Below are 16,837 nucleotides of genomic sequence, written 5' to 3'. Positions count from 1 at the left end.
TTCTGTTTCCCCATTTTCGGCTGTCAATGTTCTCGCGCCCTCTGTTACAGCTGCCTTACGAGGCGGCCGGCTCAGCGGCGCAGAAGGAATAATACACCACAGACACTCCATCCGTCAACCACCAATTTCAAGTTTCATTGTTCCGATTTCTTTTAGCTACCGTCGGGAGATTCTATTTCGGGGATCACCGCAATTTCCCGACTCTGTACCTTGAGCCATCTGTTCGAGGCCAGCATGAAAAGCCCTACCATGGCGAAGGCCACTGGAAGACCTGTGCCGTCCGCCACCCATCCGAGCAGAGGGGCGGCGATCACCGCCAGTAAAGAACGAAACTGGCTGTCCACCGACATTACGGTGGCTCTAACGTCTCGATCCATAAGGTCGCCGCAGAGATCGACGAAGATAGGCCGCCTGGCGTCCTTCATGACGTAAAGGAGGAAAAACACCGCCGCCACTGTCAGAGGAGATCCCCAGAGGGAGACTCCCGCCAGAAGGAGGGCCGCCATTCCCATAACGTCGAAGGATGCGTTCATAAGCCAGGCGGAGGAGATTCTTCGCCTGAGCCTCCATATCGATGCGGACGCGGCTGAACCGGCCAGATGGAATATACAGTAGGTCAAGCCGAGCCATACGGTCAGGGCCCTGTCGCCGTCTCCGGCCAGGGTACCCACCAGCACCAAGGCCAGTATCGGCTGGACGTAGTCCTTGATTATCTTGAACAGGCCATCGTATATGGACGAACTCAATAACGCCCTCATAAGCCTTCTATCCCTCATAACCGATCGAAGCGAACGGAAGCCGAAGGACAGAAATCCCCTCTCGGATTTTTCCTCCGATAGGGTCTCGTCCCTGTCCAGCCAGTCGGGATAGCTCCATATCAAAGCGAGATCCCCTATATAGGGAAGCATTGCAACTATGAAGAGCCATCGATAGGCCGGCAATCCCAAAGCCAGAGGCACGGCTATCAGAGCGGAGAGGGCCGAACCCAGCAGCGACCAGGCCCTGGTCCTGCCGTACAGAAAGGTCTTCTCGTTCGCCACGCCATAGTGATCAAGATAGGTATAGATCATGGCCTTGTGGGTTCCGGAACGAAAGGCCTCGCCAAGGCCGAAAAAGGCTACCGCCCCGGCGAAAATCGGCAAAGATCGGCCGATGAAAAAAAGAGCGAAGGATATAAGATAAAAAACAAAGCAGAGAAGGAGCTCCTTTTTCCTCCCCCAATGATCGGCCAGAACTCCCGACGGTATCTCGAAAACGTATATGACCGCTTCTCTTAGGGAAAACAGAAGACCTATCTGAAATAGAGACAATCCTGCTCCTATGAGGTACAAGAGCATATAGGGCTCGAAAAAACGCAGGTTTTTGAGAAAACCGTACATCCTGAACTTCCACACCAACGGATCTCGTAACATCTCTTTTCTGTCCAAGGGAGCACCTCCTGCCATGACTGGACATTCCTCTGAGAACAATCCTATCCATAAAATACTCTCAGGGCAAACAAAAAAGAGAGGCCGTTAAGCCTCTCCTAGTCGAAAAAAGATCGCAGTATATTTTTACGGGGCTTAGGCTGCCAGTGAGTAGAACCTTGGAGTCCTTCCCTGGAAACTACATGTATAGCGAAACCCGAGGGCCTCCAGCAGTCCCTCCGCTAGAAAGAAATCGTCGGCGATGTCCTTGAGCCTGTGGGCATCGGAGCCCACGGTAATCATCTCTCCTCCGAGCTCTCTGTAACGACGCAGTATCCAATCTCCGGGATGAAAGGCATCGAGGCCGTAGCGAAGACCGGATGTGTTGAGTTCCAGACCGATACCTCTTTTAACCAGCTCCCGAAGGATCTCGTCTATCCTATCCTTATGGAGCTCACGGTCTATAACGCTGTGCCTGTCGCCGTAGACTCCTGCTCCGTAGCGCCTAACGAAATCCATATGCCCCACGACGGAGAAGCCGGAAAAGGCCTTGACGCTATCCAACATAGCTTCGAAGTACCTCCCGTGAGCCTCGTCTCTGGTCTTTCCCTTGAAAAAACCGTCCTCTCCCATGCTCTTTCCATCCACGCAATGAAGGGATCCTATAACGAAATCCCAATCGTTGTTCTCCAAGACCGAAGCTATTCTGTCCTTCTTTGAGATATCCAATCCGACTTCCAAACCGACCCTAAGTTTTATTCTGTCGACCCACCGGGCCCGACACCAAACAAGAGTCTCCAGATAGGAAGGCACGTCCAGGTCGAAGTTCACCGCCTCGCTAGGAAAATCGAGATCCATGTGGTCCGTTATGGCTATCTCTTTCAATCCGAGATCACAGGCTCTCTGTAAGACCCGGTCCAACGGTTCGTCGCAGTCACCGGAAAAAGACGTATGTACATGATAGTCCGATCTGAGCATCGGTACACCTCCAGAATGTAAGTTTCGTAAAGGCTTTTCCTTATACTACAAAAAAGAGGTTACGACATCCCTTCTTTTCGGAAACGGAAGGATCACGACATAGGACGTTGCGAAAATCCCAGGCTTCGGTATAATTCAATGGAATAAAAACTACTCCGATAAGTAGACGGAGATACAAAGGAGAGTTTCCATGATAATAGATACCCACCTGCACACCATGGAGGGATCGCCGGACAGCTTTTTACCTCTGGAGAGAGCGGTCGCCCGAGCGAAGGAACTTTCCATGGACGGAATATGCATCACAGATCACGACACACTTAAGCTGGCCCCTATGGCCGAAGAGCTGTCCGATAGATACGACTTTCTCATATTAGTGGGGGCGGAGATACTTACCTACGAGGGAGACCTGCTCGTATACGGCCTGGACCGGCTCCCGGAGAAGAAGATGCACGCTCCTGACCTGGCCGAACTGGTCTCCTCGGTCGGAGGAGCCAGCGCAGCGGCCCACCCCTTCAGGGACAACGGCAGAGGGATGGGAAAGGTGATGCGACTCTGTCCCCATATGCACGGGGTAGAGACCTTCAACGGCAGCACCAAGCCCCACCACAACGAGATGGCATTGGAAACCGCCCTAGATATGGACAGCTCGATGCTGGGCGGCAGTGATTCCCACTGGGAGGACCGCATAGGCCTTTTCGCCACCCGGTTCCATCGGCCCATACGGTCCATGACAGATCTGGTTAACGCCATAAGAGAAGGAGCCACATCTCCGGTCCGTTACGACAAAGACGTCTACTCCTGGATCCATCCCGAAGCCTATCTACGATCCGTCGCGCCCCCGGTGGAACAGCCGATCCTCTGAAGCAAACGAACATCCACTTTTTCGGCCCTTTCCTTCAGCTCCAACAGGGCTTTCTGAAAGGGCCACAGATCCACCTTGACGTCGGCACGATCCATAAGATCCAGAAGTCCTGACATATCTTCAAGCACTACGTCGGTATCCACCGAGTTCCGCTCCAGCTCCATAGCCAGAAAGACCATCCTCGACCTGATCACTTTCTCCAGCCTCTCCCTGTCCAACTGGACACCCCACCGACGAGACCTGCCCAGCAGGTCGATCAGATCTCCGTAGGATGGCCTATCCCTGGACAACTCGCGGTTCAACCGATAATCGACGAAGATCTTGGCGGCGGAACGAAGGGGAACGGACTCTCCTCCGTCCAGCAAAAGGAGGTTCTCGTCCCTAAGGACCACATCCCTCACAGCTAAAGCAAGTCCTTTCTCGCAGCGACTCTTTATCTCATCGACCACCCTGTCGCGACTATCCCGAAACAGATGACGCAACGAATAGAGCCTGTGTCCGAAGATGCTCCCCAAAACGGATCGATCGTCACGGTTCGAGGCGAGCCTCACACGTTCCAGCAGAACCTCGGGATCGGCTCCCTCCGTTATTGGCAAAGCTCCACACAGGACCCTGCGCCCTCCCCACCAAACCGCCAGGGTAAGCAGCTCCATGGACCTGCCGGTCAACTCGGAACGAACGGTCAGCTGGCCGAAAAACCGTTCTTCCCCGTCGGAGGAACATCTGCACACCGTGCCGTCCTTCACCGACATCAGTGGAAACTCGGTCTCTCCGGGATCGAGATCGAAAAGGCGATAAAGGGCGACGTGAGCCGCCACCCTCGGCAGATCCATCGAGGCGGGCTCCACGAAGAAGGAAAAGATCCTGCTGCCGTCTCCCAGCTCCGGGACGTTGCTCGGGGCCTTTTCCAAGGCATCCATAAAAGGCTTGCGAAGTCCGGGTTTTCCCAATCTCTCGGCCAAATCCAACACCTTAGCGGCATACCGCAACACCTGGATCGCCTCTATCCGACAGATATCGTCGAAAAACCAGCCGCAGCTGGAGAACATCAACATGGAACAACGCTCCATCTCAAGTAGGGAGAGCCCCAGAGACTCATCCTCGGAGGAAAGGTCCCGCCCAGCCTCGTCTCTAAGAAAAGCTAACCTGTCCGAAGGAGATAGCTTGGAATACAGCCGTTCCGATCGGTCCCGAACCGCCCAGGGATCGGAGAAAAGAGACGACCCTCTTTCCTGAAACAGCTCGTCTACCTCCCTCTGCAGGCTTTCAAGAGCACCCCTCATAGGCGCCCTCCAACGCTGATGCCACTGAGGGTGCCCGCCGTCGGAGCAGCCGCAGTCGGAACGCCAACGCTCCACACCATGGACGCAACTCCACGAAGACCTCTCGACTATCTCGACCTCGCTCTCCGGGGGGCATATCTCCAGAAAACGACCATACACAGTCAAATCCACGTCGGGAAGACGATCCAGCTCGTCCAGACATGCGGCCAGAGCCATCTCTCCGAAACGATGATGATGACCGAAGGTCTCTCCGTCCACGGCGACATGCTCGAGGGCAGGACCGTTCCGGTCGGGACAACGATCCGACAACCTCCGAGCCAACCTTCGACCGTCCTCCAGGGCGGCACCGAAAGCCATCTCTCGAGCTAGCTCTCCATCGTAGAAAAACAGGGAGATCTTCGCGCCGCTCGGCAGCCTGCATATGTAGGGTTTCGATATGTCTATAGGTGCATCCGAGGCCAAACGCAAGACCTGATGGGGTGCCAACAGGGCGAACTTGATTCCTTCACCTGCCAAAACCTCGAGAGACTCCGTATCCACCGCCGCCTCGGGAAGCCACATACCCTCGGGACGCCGACGAAAACGACGGACGAAATCGGATATTCCCCACACCACCTGGGTACGTCTGTCCCTTTCGGAGGCCAGGGGAAGGATAGCGTGACCGTAGACCTGGGCGATGGCAGGGCCGTGCCCCTCGAACCTCTCCGCGCCGATGCGATCCGCCTCCAACATGGAACGGTATATCCAAGGACGACGGTCCTCGAGCCAACCAAGAAGAGTGGGGCCAACGTTGAAGCTTATGGAGCCGTAGCAATTCCTGGTAGAGGATATTAGACCCTCTTCGTCCAACAGTCTGGCGGCACCGCAAGGACCGTAACACTGATCCGAGATCCTCTCGTTCCAGTCGTGCCAGGGAGAGGCCGTCTCCTGACGCTCCACCACTCCGGTCCAGGGATTTTCCCTCGGTGGCTGATAGAAATGTCCATGTATGCAGACGTAACGGCTCACAGCTATTCCCTCCCGTCGGACAAACTCGTCTCCGGCGCCAGTATGACCGCCCCGAGCGGCGGTAGAACAATCTCCACAGAGAAACTCAGGCCATGACAGGCAACTTCTTCGGCCGATACCCCGCCCAGATTCCCGACGCCGCTTCCTCCGTAATCGTTCGAATCGGTGTTGCACAACTCCAGCCACCGACCTCCTGACGGCAACCCTATCCTGTAGCCCGTCCTGGGGATGGGCGTGCAGTTGAAGACCCCTACCACCGATCTTGAACCGGATGGTCTCATCATGGCAAAAACGCTCTGTCCCCTATCGGAACAGTCTATCCATCTGAAACCGTCGGGGTCGAAATCCCTGTGAAGCGCCTCCTCCTCTCGGTAGAGACGGTTGAGATCCGACACCAGACGAAGAATACCCCTGTGACTAGGGTCGTCCAGAAGAGCCCAGTCCAGCTCCACCTCGTGGTCCCATTCGCGCCACTGACCGATCTCGCAACCCATGAAAAGCAGCTTCTTTCCCGGGTGAACGAACATCAGGGCAAACAGAAGCCTGAGATTGGCCTTCTTCCTCCACTGATCCCCTGGCATCTTGGACAGAAGCGATCTTTTTCCGTAGACCACCTCGTCGTGGGATACAGGGAGGACGAATCTTTCGGAAAAAGCGTACCAAAGACCGAAAGTTATCTCCTCATGATGCCAGGGCCTATGGATCGGATCTCGAGAAAAGTAAGACAGAGTGTCGTGCATCCACCCCATATCCCACTTCATGGAAAATCCCAGGCCGCCCAGATGGGCGGGACCGGTCACCCTGGGCCAGTCGGTGGACTCCTCCGCGACCGTAACAACATCGGGAAAGCCCCTGGAAATCTCGGAATTCAGCTCCCGAAGAAAGGAGACCGCCTCAAGGTTCTCCCTTCCTCCGTACCGGTTGGGCTCCCACTCCCCTCTTTCCCTACAGTAGTCCAGATAGAGCATGGAGGCCACTCCGTCCACCCTCAGCCCATCGGCGTGGTACATATCCAGCCAGAACGCGGCGCTGCTTATGAGGAACGACCGAACCTCGTGCCTTCCGTAGTTAAATATGCAGCTCGTCCACTGAGGATGGTAGCCCCTCCTGGAATCGGGATGCTCGTACAGAGCGGTCCCATCGAAACGAGCCAGACCGTAGGCATCGGAGGGAAAATGAGAGGGGACCCAATCCAGGATGACGGCGACCCCCCTGCTGTGGAGATAATCGACGAGATACATGAAGTCCTCCGGCAAACCGTATCTCCCGGAGGGAGCGAAATAGCCCAAGACCTGGTATCCCCAGGAACCGTAGAAAGGATGTTCCATCACAGGAAGCAGCTCCACCGCAGTAAACCCCGCCTGGAGAACGTGATCGGCCAACAGTGGGGCAATCTCCCTGTAGGACAGAAAAGATCCGTCCCGCCTCTTCCACGACCCCAGATGGACCTCGTAGACCGACCAGGGACCGTCCAGAGGAAGCCGCTCTCCCCTGTTCTCCATCCATTTTCGGTCGGACCACTCATAATCGACGTTCCACACCATGGAGGCACTCCTGGGGGGAGTCTCCCAACGGCAGGCCATAGGATCCCCTTTTTGAAGCCACTCGCCGGAGCCGGTCTTTATGCCGTATTTATACAGATCCCCGATGGAGATCCCCGAGACAGTCCCCTCCCAGATACCGCTGCCGTCCTCTCTGAGATAAAGGGGGGCGATTCCGGGAGTCCAACCATTGGAATCGCACAGAACCGAGACCTCCCGAGCGTTAGGCGCCCAAAGAGCGAAGCTGGTGCCTCCCTCCTTCGGAAAAGAACCGAGACGCTCGTAAAGACGGTAATGCCGCCCCTGCCGGAAGAGAAAAACGTCGTAATCGCTTAACCGTGAATCGGCCATGATGGATTGAGCCTCCTTTCACTTCTATCTTCGATTATATATAGACCTTTCGTCATAGTACAATGAATAAAGACGAGGAGGTGTTTTTCCATGAGACGATCGGCGTTACTTCTTCACATATCATCCCTGCCGTCGCCCTGGGGCGTGGGGGACATGGGACCGGAGGCCCACAGACTGGTGAGGTCCCTCGTCCGACAGGGACTCGACTGGCAGACTCTACCGATGAACGAGACATCGGCGATTTTCAGACATTCGCCATACAGCCCCATATCTGCCTTCGCGGGCAACCGGCTATTCATAAGCCCGGAACTCATGGTCGAGGACGGATGGATAGAGGAAAGGGATCTGCCCCCTAAGCTCCCAGCCGGACCGGCGAACTTCGAGGAAGCCCTGAAAATAAGGGAGGGCCTCCTCGAGAAAGCCTGGCGAAAAAACAGGGACGACATGGGATTCTCACTGTTCAAGGAATCCGAACGATACTGGCTGGAGGATTATTGCCTCTTTCGATCTCTGAAAAGACGTTTCTCCATGGAACCATGGCACCGCTGGCCCGAGCCCTACCGCCTCAGGAACGAATCGGCAATAACCGAGATATCGGAAGAGCTGAGCGACGGAATGGATCTTTTGGCCTTCGGACAATACATCTTCTTCCGCCAACAGAGGACCCTTCACAGGCTCTGCGCCGACGAGGGACTGGAGCTGATAGGGGACATGCCCATATACGTGATCCACGACAGCCCCGACGTTTGGGCTCATCCGGAGCTGTTCCAGCTGAACAAAGACCTTCGTCCGTCCGCCGTGGCGGGAGTTCCTCCGGACTACTACAGCGAAGATGGACAGCTATGGGGTAACCCCCTCTACGACTGGGATCGACACCTTCCGGACGAATTCGGATGGTGGATGAGTCGGCTGAGACACGCCCTGGAGCTTTACGACAAAATCCGGATAGACCACTTCAGGGGGCTGGTGGGCTACTGGTCGGTTCCGGCAGATGAGACTACCGCCAAGAGAGGAAACTGGGTGGAGACGCCGTCGGAAAGATTCTTCGAGACACTGAGGACAAACTTTCCCACCATGCCCTTCCTGGCCGAGGATCTGGGAGTGATAACCCCCGACGTGAAGGAGGCCATGGAGTACCTGGACATCCCCGGTATGGCGGTGCTTCAGTTCGCCTTCGACGGAGACACAGGCTCCTCTCCCTACACACCTCACAACCACGTACCTTCCATGGCGGTATATACAGGGACTCACGACAACGACACCACCGCCGGGTGGTTCTCAACGCTGGGAGAGGACAGCCTGAGCAGACTGGAATCCTACTTAGGTAGGAAACTCGACGAAGACTCCGCCCCGGAGACCCTCATAAGGATGGCTCTGGGATCGGTAGCGGAACTGGCTGTCGTTCCGGCCCAGGACCTTCTGGAACTCGGCACGGAGGCCAGGATGAACCGTCCGTCACTGAAAGACGGCAACTGGCGATGGAGGCTGGACGAAGAGGGTATACCTGAATCCAGACTAGACCACCTGGGACATCTGATCGAAATATACGGAAGAAAGAAAGAGAGGGAATGATCCGGATGCTTATGCAGGCTCACAGACAAAGCGAACTTAGCAACTCCCTTAGAATGTTGCTCGAGCAGGAGGCTTCTTTCCGAAAAGTGGCCTACTGCTCCATGGAAGTCGCCATAAAACCCTCTATTCCGACCTACTCCGGCGGCCTGGGCGTGCTGGCAGGAGACATACTCAAAAGCGCCGCCGACATGGGGGTCCCCATGGTGGGAACGACCATGCTCTACAGAAACGGCTACTTCCGTCAGAGCTTCGACGAAAAAGGCTGGCAGAAGGAATCGCCGGTAATATGGAACCCTTCAACTGAATTGATCCCACTGCCTAACACCGTCACGGTAAAACTGCGGGGCAGGGACATAAAGATAAGGGCCTGGGTGTACGACATACACGGGCTCTCGGGATACACCGTTCCGGTCTACTTCCTGGACACGGACGTGGAGGGCAACCACGCCGACGACCGCCGTCTGTCCTGGGACCTCTACGGCGGAGATCAGACCTACCGGCTCTGCCAGGAGATGATACTCGGAGTCGGAGGACTGAGAATGCTCCGAGACCTGGGCTACTCCGGCATAGAGACCTATCACCTGAACGAGGGACACGCTGGATTTCTGACCCTAGAGCTTATGAGAGAACAGGGCTACTTCGACCCGGACAAGATAAAGAAACAGGTCATATTCACCACTCACACCCCCGTCCCGGCGGGACACGACGTATTCCCCTTCGGACTGATAGAGAGGACCCTGCCGCAAAACTTCGTGGCGACCCTCAGACAGATGCTACCGGCATCTCAGGGAGTCTCCATGACCGAGCTGGGCTACACCTTCAGCCGATACGTAAACGCCGTCTCGAAAAGACACGCCGAGGTATCGAGGAAGATGTTCGACTCCGGAAACGTGGACTCGGTAACCAACGGGGTCCATCCCGGAACATGGGTGAGCCCCAGCATGAAGAGACTCTTCGACTCCCACATCCCGGGATGGGAAAACGACCCGGGCAGACTGGTCCAGGCTCTGAACCTTCCGAGCGACATACTCTGGAGAACCCACCAGGCGGACAAGACAAGGCTCATAGCCACCATACTGGAGATGACCGGACGGTCCCTGGACCCGGACGTACTGACCATAGGATTCGCTAGACGGGCAGCGCAGTACAAACGGGCAGACCTTATCTTCTCCGACGTTCAGAGACTACTGGAGGCAACCTCGGGCAAGCTTCAGATAGTCTTCTCCGGCAAAGCCCATCCTAAGGACGACGGAGGAAAGGCACTGCTTCAGAGGATACAGAATATCATCCACGACATAGACGGAGCCCTGAGCGTCGTGTTTCTGGAAAACTACAACATGGAACTTGCCTCCCATCTGGTACAGGGAGTGGACCTCTGGCTCAACAACCCCACCAGACCTCACGAGGCATCCGGCACCAGCGGCATGAAATGCGCCCTCAACGGCATAATGAGCCTGTCCGTTCTGGACGGCTGGTGGATAGAGGGTTGGGTGGAAGGAGCTACCGGATGGTCCATAGGCCCTGAGCCCAGCGAATCTGACCTGCTCGGATACGACGGGAACCTGGACGCAGTGGACCTGTATAAAAAACTCGAGCAGGAAGTAATACCGACCTATTACGACGATAGAGAACGATGGATAAGCATGATGCGTCGGGCCATAGCCCTGAACGGAAGCTACTTCAACACCCACAGGGTGGTAAAAGAATACTGTGAAAAAGCCTACGAGATAAACTTCAGGGGAATGTAGCCGTGACGGGGAAAAAACTATCGGTGCTCCACGTAGCCCCCGAGGCGGCCCCTCTGGCCAAGGTGGGCGGCCTGGCCGACGTAACCGGCTCCCTTCCGGCGGCGCTCAGGTCGTTGGAAGTGGACGCCAGGCTGCTCATACCGGCCTGGGGAGACATGGAGAATAGACTTGAGAGCTCGGGAGTAGATCTTCGCCAGATGGAAGGCTCGGTGGAAATTCCTCTGGGGAACCGGCTTTATCGGGGCAAACTCCTACTGTGCCACATAAACGGCGTCCCTACCTATCTACTTCGTCAGGAGGAACTTTACAAAGATCCCATATATCCGGAAAAGCTGGAGGAAGGCACGGCGCTGTCCTTCGCCTTCCTCAGCTACACCGGGCTGACTCTTCCTGCTCTGACCGGCTGGTCTCCCGACGTCTATCACTGCCACGACTGGACGACGGCCTTTTTGCCCATAGCCCTCAGGTGGCACAGCTGGTTCAAGGGGCAGAGGACTACCAGAAGATCGGTATTCACCGTCCACAACCTGGCCCATCAGGGACTGCTGGAGAAAACGGCGGTCGAGCCTCTTAGACTGCCCTGGGAGGCCTTCAACGTCGACGGAATGGAATACTTCGACAGGGTCAACCTACTCAAGGGAGCAATAAACGGCGCCGACCACGTAACCACCGTCAGCCCCACCTACGCCGGGGAAATCCAGACCCCATGGGGAGGACAGGACCTGGACGGAGTGCTTAGAAACCGTCGAGATCGACTGTCAGGGATCCTAAACGGCCTGGACGACGGGGCATGGAACCCCGAGACTGATAAAAGTCTTCCGGTCCCCTACTCGGCGGACGACCTATCCGGCAAGAAAAAAGCCAAGGCCCTACTGGAAAAGGAGACGGGGCTGACCGGAAAAGGCCCCATAGCCGCCATGGTCAGCCGATTGGTGGAACAGAAGGGGCTGGACATTCTTCTGCCGGCGCTGGGGAAGATGGCCGACATGGGACTAAGAATAGTCGTGATAGGAAACGGAGAAAGCCGCTACGAAGACTGGCTTACCCAACTGGAAAACCGCTACGGCGGCAAAATAAAATTCGTGAAAGGCTACCACGAAACCCTGGGAAGGCTAGCCTACGGAGGATCGGACATATACCTGATGCCCTCGCGGTTCGAGCCCTGCGGACTGTCCCAGCTCATAGCCCTGAGGTACGGCTCCATCCCGGTGATACGAAGGGTGGGAGGTCTGGCCGACACCGTCTACGAAAACGAAGAGGGAATCGGATTCGTCTTCGACAGCTACGACAGCTCGGAACTTCTGAACGCCGTAGGACGAGCCATGGACGACATGGAAGACGAAAAGAACTGGCAAGCCATGGTGAAAAGGGGAATGAGGAAGGATTTTTCGTGGAAATCATCTGCTCCCTATTATAGGGAAATTTACAAAAGTATATTATGATGGGGGTTAAGAAGATAAATTAAAGAGGAGGGCTAACATGATACGGGGACAATACGGAAGGGTTTTAGGAATAGTCCTTGCTGGCGGGAAAGGTGAACGACTCATGCCTTTGACCAAATACAGGGCAAAACCCGCGGTTCACTTCGGAGCGAAATACCGTATCGTGGATTTCGCCATATCCAATCTTATCAACAGCGGGATCTTCTCCATCTACGTGCTCGTTCAGTTCAAAAGCCAATCCCTGAACGAACACATAGACAAGGCCTGGCAGTTCGGAGGAGCCCTTAGAGGAAGGGACTTCTTCGTGACCCTGGTCCCCGCCCAGATGTGGAGAGGAGAGAGATGGTTCGAGGGCACCGCCGACGCGGTCTACCAGAACATGCACCTCGTTACGCTGTACGACGCCGACCGAATATGCGTATTCGCCGCGGACCACATCTACAAGATGGACGTTGAACAGATGCTGACATTCCACATGGACCACAACGCCGACGTCACGGTGGCGGCCAACGTGGTCCCCTCCTGCGAGGCCCACCAGTTCGGCTGCATCGAGACCGACGAGAGAGGCAAGATAACCGGATTCATGGAAAAGCCGAAAAATCCGCCGGAAATCCCGGGAAGACCGGGGTTCAGCTACGTCTCCATGGGAAACTACATCTTCGAGAGGGAGATACTGGAAGAATCCCTTTTGGAGGACGCCTCCATGGAACACACCAGCCACGACTTCGGCCGAGACATAATACCCCGATTGGTAGGACGGGGCAGGGTGTTCGCCTACGACTTCTCCACCAACGTCCTCCCGGGCATAAACGACGCCCACTGGAGAGACGACAAGCCTTACTGGAAGGATGTAGGCACCATAAAGGCCTACTGGCAGGCACACATGGACCTGCTTCAAAACGACTCGGAGATGACACTGTACAACCCCCATTGGCCGATCAGGACCGTCTCCTTCGCCGACCCTCCGGCCTACGCCTATCCCTCCGACGGGGAGAGCTGCAAGGTCTCCAGCACCCTGATGGCAGAGGGCAGCCGCATACTCGGAGCCGAGGTGGAAAAATCGGTCCTATCCAGAAACTGCGTCATACTTCCGGGAGCTAAGGTCGAGGAATGCATAATCGGGCAAGGAGTGATAATAGGTCGAAACTGCCGTCTCCGCAGGGTAATAGTAGACGGACACAACGAAATTCCCAACGGCACCGTACTGGGATACGACCTTGAAGAGGACGGCAAACAGAACACCGTCGACGAAAGCTCGGGGATAGTGGTCGTTCCCATGCCCCAGATGCAACTGAGAAAGAAACCCGACTCGGTTAAGGAAACGGGAGAATGGATGAGCTTCAGCTGAGATCAAAGAAAAGGCCCCGGCTTATGAATAAGCCGGGGCCTTTAAAATTTCCGTAGACATTCAGAGAACCGTATCGTTTACCTATCGACGGTAATAACCTACTATATCGAACGGGAGATCCATATGGTCTCTCCCGTCCAGGCAGAGACTATGCCACCCTTCCTCGCCTTCCCTGCATCGGAAGGGAACGAAGGGAGAACCGTCCCCATCGCGGCACTTGACGGGAACGGAGATCCGATCGACGGTCAAAGCAATTTTCCTCTCGTTCTCCATGTACGCCCTGAACTGATTCAGCTCGGTCAAAGAAAAAAACTCGTCCACAAAGCCCTTGGCGATCGAGGCCTCCGAACCGGACAGGCTTTCGTAATTCTTTATCAGCATCGAATAGGGAGCGACCCTTATTCTCTCCGCCCTAAGGGGAATCCACACAATCGACACCGGGAGGTCTCCCTCTCGGGGCGACATGACGGAACCGGGACGATACAGATAACTTTCCATGATAAAACCTCAGCTCTCGGAGATCACGGACAGCCCGAGATCTCTCAGGTATCCACCGGTCCTATCTATCTCCTCCGTGAGACCTTCGGCAAAAGAGGTCAACTCGCCTTCCACCGGCACATCTTTCTTGAAATCGACACGAACGCCGATGTCGCAGGAATCGCCCTCTCCGGACACGAACGAAACTCCCTCCACGAATCCGGACATATGAAAGGCCAGGAACCCCTCCCACTTGAATACAAGACGGTCCACAAGCGATAGAGCCTGCACGATAGGCAGACTATCGGGCTTGAAAAGACAGTCGAATCCCTTTTTCCCCTTCAGCCTCCTAAGAGTCTTGAACACAAAAGGATAGAGGGCATTGCAGATCCGTCCGACCCTCTTGGTACTCATCCTCTCGAAACTAAAATCCTCCACGTCGTCGCAGATAGCCTTGACGCAATCGTACACGGAGATCGGCTTACCCTCCAGGTTCACCATGAGCTCCTTCAGATCCCGATCGAACATGTCGAGCTGAATCTCCAACGACTCGATCTCGTACGACGTCCTCTGAAACCACTGTCTCAGACGCCCCTCGTCGAAGGCTCCCTCGGACTGTAGATCGCAGCCGTCCAGCACCCTCAAAAGCGCCGCAACGGTAAGCACCTTTTTCTTGGTCAAACCAAGATGCCCATCCTTTTCGAACAGACGGCCGCATGAATCCAGCCTATCGTCAAGGGGAGTGAGGGTATCCTTGAAACGCTCCTTCCCCATTAAAAGCTTGCCCACCTGCCAGACCGCCTTTTTCTTCTTGAAATCAACGGTTCTGTCCAGCTGAACGTACTTTCTATGGCTGGCGCAGATATCCGGAAGGACCCCCTTCAAGATCGCTACCGCTTCCATAAGAGTTTCCCCGGCGTCCGAATCCAGCTCCAGACCGACGTCTTCGGGAAGAGGAAACAGCCTTTTTCCGTTATGGGAGATCAGCTCGGAGGAAAGGAGATGATGAACCTCTGAAACCGCCGAAGGGAACATGGAAAAGGGAAAGGCACCGGCATCCTTGGCCTCGTCGGGGTCTATCGGGTAGACCAGGGCGGTATAGCCTATATCGTGAAGGTAGATCGAAGAGATCAGAAGGGCCAGAGGAAGGGGCTCGTCCATGAACAGCGAGGCACAACCCTTTTCACCCCGATCCAGAACCGAGAGAAGGGACTCGGCAATCTCCATCAGTTTTTTGGAATGATGCCTGCCCCGTTCGGCCACCTCGGTTATCTGATCGCCCAGCCACATCTGAGGCCAACGATCTTCTATGAGTCTCTCCAGGTAGGCTCCCAAGATGGGATCCATCTCCCTGAGCCTTCGGATAAGCCCTCCTTCGGAACTATCTATGTCCAAAAAGCCATCGTGATTCATTTTTATTCCCCCAAGGCATATATTATGACGCTCACCTCGATTATAGCCTCTACAGCCTCAAAGGCTACCGGTCGATGGACAGATAGGAGTCGATTCTCTTCTTTACGTTGGCCTTGAGATTCTCGTAAAAGAAAGCATAGTCGAAACGATGGTAGACCTCTTTCGGCCAGCGGCCCATGTTCACCAGATCCACCTTTTCAGGGCTTCTTATATCCGTGGCTATCAAAGCTCCCGTATCGGTATCAACGTATGCGCCGCAGAAATCGGGAATGGTCTCGACCACCTCGCCGGTCGAATCGTTGAAGAAGACGGCCCCGGCGTTCTCCTTCCGCGACGCAGGGGTAGCGTCGGTTTTCCAGTTGAGCGGATTGACCGCCACTGCGTCGGTCAACAAAACGGGAGAACCTTCGGCATCGGGACCCTGGGTGTTATAGGTGATTATGATCCCCGTATCCGTCTCGCCCTCGGCAAGCCTCATCTGAGGATACTCCCTCAGATCGCTTTTTTTAACCGTGTAGCCGATGATATAGGCCGCCACAAGCCGCTTTTGCAGTTTAGGGTCTGCCATACGCCTGCGCATCAGCTCGACTATGACCATAGATCCCTGACTGTGTCCGGCCAGGATGAAAGGACGTCCCTGGTTCAGATGCTCGACATAGTGATCGAAGGCCCGCTCCACATCGGAATAGCCGACCCTGAATATGGGATCGGCAAAGGCGTCTCGACCGCCGTTGTTGGGCTCCATGCTCTGGGAGGCGGCGGTCTGTTGCCGGTAGAATGGGGCGAACAGATTAGCGTACGGAGAGTAAACCCCCGCCTGGGCTACGAGCAGCCCCTCGGCGTTGCTCCGAAGGTCCTTCCGGGATATGTCCATGTTCGACGGTTCCTTGTCCATATAGATGGTCGGATACACGTAAAACACGTCCACAGGCTTATCCGGCTTGTCCGGCTTGGAAACCCAAGCGAAGTCGTCTTTGTAATCCGGCGAGATCTGTTCCGCCGAAGCTCCCACCGCCATAAGAAACACCCCCATCAAGCACAGCGTCAGTATCATCGTTAATTTCATAGCTTCCTCCGATTCGGTCTAGGTGGTCCCTCGAACCCAAAAGCGCATTTTATCGATTTCAGAATAGCATATGTTTGGGATCCCTACCTGCCAAAATAGGTGTCGCATGATAGACTAGCTTAGCGAGTCGAGAGAGACTCCCTGGAGGTGCGACACATGGCGAGGTACAGCAAAGAACAAAAAGAGGCAATCAAAAAGAGAATGATGCCGCCGGAGAACATGTCCATACCTAAGTTATCGAAAGAGACGGGCATAACGGTGACCACCCTCTATAACTGGAGAAAAGAGCTCCGTGCGTCCGGCAAGGCAGCTCCCTGCGACGAAGATAGACCGGACAGCTGG

The 16,837-nt window shown here is 55.4% G+C and carries 13 protein-coding genes; 6 read left to right on the top strand and 7 right to left on the bottom strand.

Annotated features, from left to right (window positions below):
* Window positions 1-152: 152 nt before the first annotated feature.
* Both L2W48_RS12570 and L2W48_RS12565 read right to left on the bottom strand, forming a co-directional pair.
* Complete coding sequence (locus tag L2W48_RS12570) at window positions 153-1,427, bottom strand: MFS transporter (RefSeq protein ID WP_236100409.1); 1,275 nt, start codon at window positions 1,425-1,427, stop codon at window positions 153-155.
* Between the two features lie 135 nt (window positions 1,428-1,562).
* Window positions 1,563-2,384 (bottom strand): histidinol-phosphatase HisJ family protein, encoded by an 822-nt coding sequence (locus L2W48_RS12565; protein WP_236100407.1) that lies wholly within the window; start codon window positions 2,382-2,384, stop codon window positions 1,563-1,565.
* 190 nt (window positions 2,385-2,574) lie between these two features.
* Here L2W48_RS12565 and L2W48_RS12560 point away from each other — a divergent pair, with 190 nt between their 5' ends.
* Complete coding sequence (locus tag L2W48_RS12560) at window positions 2,575-3,246, top strand: PHP-associated domain-containing protein (protein WP_236100406.1); 672 nt, start codon at window positions 2,575-2,577, stop codon at window positions 3,244-3,246.
* Here the strand turns inward: L2W48_RS12560 and L2W48_RS12555 are convergent.
* Together L2W48_RS12555 and glgB are read right to left on the bottom strand one after the other, a co-directional pair.
* Complete coding sequence (locus L2W48_RS12555) at window positions 3,201-5,537, bottom strand: DUF3536 domain-containing protein (protein ID WP_236100405.1); 2,337 nt, start codon at window positions 5,535-5,537, stop codon at window positions 3,201-3,203. The genes L2W48_RS12560 and L2W48_RS12555 overlap by 46 nt on opposite strands.
* 2 nt (window positions 5,538-5,539) lie before the next feature.
* A complete protein-coding gene (glgB, locus tag L2W48_RS12550; protein WP_236100404.1) occupies window positions 5,540-7,429 on the bottom strand; it encodes a 1,4-alpha-glucan branching protein GlgB in 1,890 nt (629 codons plus the stop codon).
* A 90-nt stretch (window positions 7,430-7,519) separates the two neighbouring features.
* Here glgB and malQ point away from each other — a divergent pair, with 90 nt between their 5' ends.
* From malQ to glgC, 4 genes are read left to right on the top strand one after another with little or no spacing between them, the layout of a single operon-like run.
* Complete coding sequence (gene malQ, locus L2W48_RS12545) at window positions 7,520-9,001, top strand: 4-alpha-glucanotransferase (protein ID WP_236100402.1); 1,482 nt, start codon at window positions 7,520-7,522, stop codon at window positions 8,999-9,001.
* 53 nt (window positions 9,002-9,054) lie between these two features.
* A complete protein-coding gene (glgP, locus tag L2W48_RS12540) occupies window positions 9,055-10,749 on the top strand; it encodes an alpha-glucan family phosphorylase (protein ID WP_236116556.1) in 1,695 nt (564 codons plus the stop codon).
* A 2-nt stretch (window positions 10,750-10,751) separates the two neighbouring features.
* The gene (locus L2W48_RS12535) at window positions 10,752-12,191 is read left to right on the top strand and encodes a glycogen synthase (RefSeq protein ID WP_236100400.1); all 1,440 of its coding nucleotides are present in this window, start codon (window positions 10,752-10,754) and stop codon (window positions 12,189-12,191) included.
* Between the two features lie 37 nt (window positions 12,192-12,228).
* The gene (glgC, locus tag L2W48_RS12530; RefSeq protein ID WP_236100398.1) at window positions 12,229-13,539 is read left to right on the top strand and encodes a glucose-1-phosphate adenylyltransferase; all 1,311 of its coding nucleotides are present in this window, start codon (window positions 12,229-12,231) and stop codon (window positions 13,537-13,539) included.
* An 81-nt stretch (window positions 13,540-13,620) separates the two neighbouring features.
* Here glgC and L2W48_RS12525 read toward each other — a convergent pair whose 3' ends face one another.
* The 3 genes from L2W48_RS12525 to L2W48_RS12515 all read right to left on the bottom strand — a co-directional run bounded on the left by L2W48_RS12525 (window position 13,621) and on the right by L2W48_RS12515 (window position 16,495).
* The gene (locus L2W48_RS12525) at window positions 13,621-14,037 is read right to left on the bottom strand and encodes a hypothetical protein (protein WP_236100397.1); all 417 of its coding nucleotides are present in this window, start codon (window positions 14,035-14,037) and stop codon (window positions 13,621-13,623) included.
* Between the two features lie 9 nt (window positions 14,038-14,046).
* Window positions 14,047-15,429: an HD domain-containing protein gene (locus L2W48_RS12520; protein WP_236100396.1), complete on the bottom strand. Its 1,383-nt coding sequence runs from the start codon at window positions 15,427-15,429 to the stop codon at window positions 14,047-14,049.
* Between the two features lie 64 nt (window positions 15,430-15,493).
* A complete protein-coding gene (locus L2W48_RS12515; RefSeq protein ID WP_236100394.1) occupies window positions 15,494-16,495 on the bottom strand; it encodes a DUF3089 domain-containing protein in 1,002 nt (333 codons plus the stop codon).
* A 156-nt stretch (window positions 16,496-16,651) separates the two neighbouring features.
* Between L2W48_RS12515 and L2W48_RS12510 the strand changes: the two genes are divergently transcribed.
* The coding region (locus L2W48_RS12510) for a transposase (protein ID WP_236116555.1) at window positions 16,652-16,837 on the top strand (186 nt) is incomplete at its 3' end.

This window comes from Dethiosulfovibrio russensis, from assembly GCF_021568855.1.
GTDB lineage: Bacteria > Synergistota > Synergistia > Synergistales > Dethiosulfovibrionaceae > Dethiosulfovibrio > Dethiosulfovibrio russensis.
Note: the sequence above shows the minus strand (reverse complement) of the source record. Positions and strands in the feature narration are given on the sequence as shown.